The 4,294-nt window shown below is 65.9% G+C and carries 3 protein-coding genes; 1 reads left to right on the forward strand and 2 read right to left on the reverse strand.

Annotation, left to right across the window (positions count from 1 at the left end; translation table 11 throughout):
- The first annotated feature begins 311 nt into the window (after positions 1-311).
- A complete protein-coding gene (locus JWN03_RS34345; protein ID WP_297623819.1) occupies positions 312-545 on the forward strand; it encodes a hypothetical protein in 234 nt (77 codons plus the stop codon).
- Between the two features lie 214 nt (positions 546-759).
- Here JWN03_RS34345 and JWN03_RS34350 read toward each other — a convergent pair whose 3' ends face one another.
- Complete coding sequence (locus JWN03_RS34350) at positions 760-1,932, reverse strand: SLC13 family permease (RefSeq protein ID WP_297623822.1); 1,173 nt, start codon at positions 1,930-1,932, stop codon at positions 760-762.
- 303 nt (positions 1,933-2,235) lie between these two features.
- Complete coding sequence (gene asnB / locus JWN03_RS34355; RefSeq protein ID WP_441343114.1) at positions 2,236-4,263, reverse strand: asparagine synthase (glutamine-hydrolyzing); 2,028 nt, start codon at positions 4,261-4,263, stop codon at positions 2,236-2,238.
- Positions 4,264-4,294: the final 31 nt, after the last annotated feature.

The following is a 4,294-nucleotide window of genomic DNA, read 5'->3' on the forward strand; positions in this document are numbered from 1 at the left end:
ACGACAGAACTCCGGTGAGTCCATCGTGGCGTCGCTCGGACCAGCCCTCACAGACCTGATTGTGGGTAACTTCTGACGGCCTGCTCGCGGAACCCTAGACGCGTTCACGTTCGCACCGACCCTAACATCACCCGAATTCGGCCGGTCGTGTGCTGCGGGCCCGACCGTTTCGCCCTGTCCGTTTCTGTGCTGAGCTTCCCAGTATTGGGGATGCCGGATACGCCTCCTGTCTGCGAACAGCTCTGTACATTGATCGAGGCTCCATAGGACGTATAGGCGTCCGCCGCTGTACCGAAAGTAGATATCTCATCGTGACTCGCACCGTTCGCACCACCCTCATCGGGATTGCCGTCGCCGCCGCAGTTTCCGCGGGCTCGCCCCTCGCCTTCGCCGCACCGGCTGCCGCGCCCGCCGCACCTGTCGCCGCTGACAGCGGCAGTAGTACCGGCAGCACCGGCATCAACCTCCTGGTCTCGCTGCTCCGGCAACTCCAGCCCGGTTGCTTCACCGGTTCGGCGGCGACGATGCCGCCGGCGGGATGCTGATCATCACCCGATAGCTCCGCGCAAGCGTCGCACGGCATGCTCGGATGTGGCCGGTGCCGGTCGCATCGGAAATGTTCTGTTCAGCACCGAGAAATGTTGTGACCGAACACTTCCTGGCTGACTGAGTGTCAGTCCGAGCCGAGTCCCGTGCGACGCTTCGTCAGGACCGGTCCGACGCAGGCTGTCCTGCACACCGGCCGAGAGAGCTGCCCGTCTAGCGACCGGGGAGGGCGAGCCAGGTGCCCAGTAGGACTATCGGCATGCCGATGATGCCTACGGTGGCGAAAGTTCTTGCGCTGATGGGGACTCCGCGGGAGCGGCAGCGCTGGGCCCAGAGGAGGGTGGCCATGGAGCCCCACATAGTGACGAGGGGGCCGATATTGGTGCCGAGCAGGACCGGGTAGACGCCGTTCGGGTTGCCCTGGGGGACAGCGGTTTCCATGGCCAGGTAAGCGGGGAGGTTGTTGATGAGGTTCGAGGCGGCGGCGGCCACCGCGGTGGTGCGGCCGCCGGAGCCGCCGGACCAGCGGACCAGGAGGTCGCCGAGGCCGTGGTGGACGAGGGCGGTGACGGTGAGGAACAGGCCCTCGGTGGTGATGATCAGGCGCCAGGGGAGCAGGGTCCAGCTCAGGTGTTTGCGGCCGCGCAGGGCGAAGACTGCCAAGGTGGCGGTGGCGGCTGCCGTTGCCGCCAGCCACGGGGGGACGCCCGCCATGATGGCGACCGCGAAACCGGCGCAGGCGAGAGCGCAGGCGGCGCAGGTCAGGCGGTCGGCCGGGGTTACCGGGTCTGGGGCCGCATAGCTGCCGGAGAGGTGGCGGCGGAACACGATTCCCAGATAGGCGACGGTGAGGGTGACTGCCACGAGTTGTGGGATCACCATGTGTGCGGCGAACGCCCGGGTGGACGTGTTGGAGTGCTGCAGGGCGAGCAGATTGGTGAGGTTGGAGACGGGCAGCAGCAGGCTGGCCGTATTGGCAAGCCACACGACCAGGAACGCGAAGGGGAGTGGTGACAACCCGAGACGGCGGGTCAGCGCGAGTACCACGGGGGTGAGCAGCACGGCGGTGGTGTCCAGGCTCATGCAGATTGTCGTGACGGTAGCCAGCACCGCGGTCAGCGCGAACAGCAGTGCGGTGGAACCGCGCGCCAATCGTGCGCACCAGACGGCCGCGATATCGAAAACGCCTGCGATATCCGCGAGTTCGGCCAGCACGGTGACCGCGACCAGGAACCCCAGGATCGGTGCGGCACGGGTGATCCCGATGTCATAGGCGACGTCGGACGGCAGCCACCCGGTGACGACGGCGAGCGCGCCGAGCCCGGCCAGAATCAGCCACATGGGCATCTGCCTGCGGAGTCGGCGCTGGTGGCTGGGAGTTCGCACACCCCGATCACGCTACGTCGCGTAGTGATCACCGTGCCGACTCGGTAGTCCTGTCGGGCGAAGATGCTGCGGCAAATGCGATGACGCTGGCATGAGTCGCAGCTGCTCCTGTGATGCCGCTTGGGTGCGAGAGGCCACCGGTCGCGAGAGGCTGCTGGTCGCGAGAGGCTGCTGGTTGGGAGAGGCTGCTGGTTGGGAGAGGCTGCCGGTCGGGAGAGGCCGCCGGTCGGGTGATGACGCTCGCCGTGAGGTGACGCCAGCCGCACACCTGCGACAGGAGTGCGGCCGGGCCTGCTGCATTGTTCAGAGGTTGACCGGGTAGACCGGCTCCTGAATATCGGGCTTGATGCGGTGCTCGACGAAAATGCCGTGCCACACCATGAAGATCAGCAGGGTCCACAGCCGGCGGGAGTGGTCGATCGGCCCGGTGCGGTGCGCCTCCAGCATGCCCATGACGGCGGCCTTGTCGATCAGGTGATCGGTGCCGGATTCGGCGATCTGCTCGCGGGCCCAGTCGAAGAGTTCGGGGCCGCGCAGCCAATGGCGCAGGGGGACCGGGAAACCCAGCTTGGCGCGGTTCAGGACGTGCGGCGGCACGATGCCGTCCAAGGCTTGGCGCAGTGCGTATTTGGTGGTTTCCTTGGTGATCTTCTGCTCGAAGGGGATCTTCTCGGCGACCTTGAAGACCTCGTTGTCGAGGAAGGGGACACGCAATTCGAGCGAGTTGGCCATGGTCATCTTGTCGGCCTTGACCAGGATGTCGCCGCGCAGCCAGGTGAACAGGTCCAGGTGCTGCATGCGGCCCACCGGGTCCATGCCGCGGTCCTGCACGCCGTAGATGGGACCGGTGACATCCTGATGCGTCCACTCGGGACGGAATTCGCGCAGTACGGAACGCAATTGGGCGTCATTGAAGCTTCGGGCATTGCCGTAGTAGCGGTCTTCCAGCTTCAGTGAGCCGCGGTGCAGCAGGCTCTTGCCGCGGGTGCCCTCCGGAATGCGATCCGACAGCTTGCCCGCGAGCTTGCGCACACCCCTGGGCAGATATTCGAAAGGCTTGAGCGACAACGGTTCCCGGTAGATGGTGTAACCGCCGAACAGCTCGTCCGCGCCCTCGCCCGACAGCACCACCTTGACGTGTTTACGCGCTTCCTTGGCCACGAAGTACAGCGGTACCAGCGCCGGATCGGCCACGGGTTCGTCCAGGTACCAGACGATTTCGGGAATCGCGCCCGCGAAGTCCTCGGGGCTGACCATGCGAATGAAATGCTTCGCGCCGATGGCCTCCGCGGTCTCGGCGGCGACATCGGCCTCCGAATACCCCTCGCGCTCGAAGGCCGAGGTGAAGGTCAGCAGGTTCGGATTGTGCCGAATCGCCAGCGCCGCGATGGCGGTGGAGTCGATGCCGCCGGACAGGAACGAGCCGACGGTCACATCGGCGCGCATATGCTTGGCGACCGAATCCTCCAGCGCCTCAGCGATTTCCCGGTAGCGATTGGCGGGGGTGTTGGGGCGCTGCGTGGCCGGGCGCGGGTTGGTGGTCGGCGTATGCGCCGTCACCTCGCCGTCCTTGGCGAACGGCACCACCCGGAACTTCGGATCGAAGTAGCGCGTGAAGCTCGGCGCCGCGCCGGGCTGAATCCAGGCGTAGCAACCGGATTCGAGCCGTCGGATGTTCTTGTGCAGCGTCTCCGGCTCCGGCACGTACTGCAGCACCGTGTAGTGCTCCAGCGCGCGCGGGTCCAACTCGTCGGAGAGCTCCAGTGCCGGAAGCAGTTCCAGCAGGCTCTTCTTCTCACTGGCGAAGGCGGTGCCGCCCGGCCCGGTGGCCAGGAACAGCGGCTTGATGCCGAACGGGTCACGAGCGATGAACAGCTTGTCCTGCTCGGTATCCCAGATGGCGAAGGCGAACATGCCGCGCAGTCGCTTGCAGGCCTCGGCGCCCCAGTAGTGGAACGCGGCCGCGATGGCCTCGGAGTCGCCCTCGGTCAGGAACATCGGCTCATCGCCGAACTCCGCGCCGTGCGCCGCCTTCAGCTCTTCCCGCAATTCGAGATAGTTGTAGATCTCGCCATTGAAGGTGAGCGCGTAGCGCTGCCGGTTCTCCGGCGGCCCCCAGCGCAGCGGCTGATGCGAATGCTCGATATCGATGATCGAGAGGCGGTTGAAACCGAAGATCATGCGATCGTCGTTCCAGGTGCCCTTCTCATCCGGTCCGCGGTGCCTTTGGCAGTGCAGCGCTTCATAAACCTGCGCCGCCGTGGTCTCGACCGTCCGCCCATCCGGGGTGGTAGCCGTCTGAGCCGTCAGAAATCCGAGCAGTCCACACACTGCGGGCAGAACCTCGTTTCCGGAGTCAAGG

This window comes from Nocardia sp. (assembly GCF_025465275.1).
Classification (GTDB): Bacteria; Actinomycetota; Actinomycetes; order Mycobacteriales; family Mycobacteriaceae; genus Nocardia.